Origin of the sequence: Bifidobacterium sp. N5G01, assembly GCF_002742425.1 — a bacterium.
Lineage (GTDB): Bacteria > Actinomycetota > Actinomycetes > Actinomycetales > Bifidobacteriaceae > Bifidobacterium > Bifidobacterium hominis.
In genome coordinates, this window is the sequence record NZ_NJNP01000008.1 from 1 (window position 1) to 1,083 (window position 1,083).

Sequence of the window (1,083 nt, forward strand, 5' to 3'; positions counted from 1 at the left end):
CATCCTCAAACGTCCTTCATCGGTACTGTCTGCCAAGGCATCCACCATACGCCCTTCAGGGCGGCACACGCCCCGAAAAACCCAATGATAGCTTCAAACGCCAGACGACAAATCATCACACTGTAAAAAATGATCACAAAACGATCGATCTCGAAACCAGACTCCAAAAAAAGAAGCCTGGCGAAATCGCGATAAAGCAAGCAGGACAAAAAATCCTGCATTGCTCGCGTCCACTATCCAGTTCTCAAACCACCACGCACCCCGACCGGACCCGACCCGCGGCCCGCAAGGCCGACGGCGTCCCGCCAGGGGCATCCGGAAAACCGCACGCACCCAAAACGGATGCGGGTGGCGGTCCGGGAACCCAAAAGCATACCCATACCACTCCCCGCAAGGCCCCAAGGACCCGCGAAGCCAACGATCTCTTCCACACCAGCACGCCCACGCCAGACCGGAGACGATCCCCGGCACGCGGGCCACACGACGGACGCCAGACCGGCGTCCTGAAAAACTCCGTAGAAAGGAGGTGATCCAGCCGCACCTTCCGGTACGGCTACCTTGTTACGACTTAGTCCCAATCACGAGTCTCACCTTAGACGGCTCCATCCACAAAGGGTTAGGCCACCGGCTTCGGGTGCTACCCACTTTCATGACTTGACGGGCGGTGTGTACAAGGCCCGGGAACGCATTCACCGCGGCGTTGCTGATCCGCGATTACTAGCGACTCCGCCTTCATGGAGTCGGGTTGCAGACTCCAATCCGAACTGAGACCGGTTTTCAGGGATCCGCTCCACGTCGCCGTGTCGCATCCCGTTGTACCGGCCATTGTAGCATGCGTGAAGCCCTGGACGTAAGGGGCATGATGATCTGACGTCATCCCCACCTTCCTCCGAGTTGACCCCGGCGGTCCCCCGTGAGTTCCCACCATGACGTGCTGGCAACACAGGGCGAGGGTTGCGCTCGTTGCGGGACTTAACCCAACATCTCACGACACGAGCTGACGACGACCATGCACCACCTGTGAACCCGCCCCGAAGGGAAGCCCCATCTCTGGAGCGGTCGGGAACATGTCAAGCCCAGGCA

General features: G+C 59.6%; 1 protein-coding gene and 1 rRNA gene. Both read right to left on the reverse strand.

What is annotated here, in order from left to right:
- Nucleotides 1-5: 5 nt before the first annotated feature.
- Nucleotides 6-221: a hypothetical protein gene (locus tag CE168_RS09090; RefSeq protein ID WP_201797059.1), complete on the reverse strand. Its 216-nt coding sequence runs from the start codon at nucleotides 219-221 to the stop codon at nucleotides 6-8.
- Nucleotides 222-519: 298 nt separating this feature from the next.
- A 16S ribosomal RNA gene (locus CE168_RS09095) occupies nucleotides 520-1,083 on the reverse strand; the annotation flags it as partial.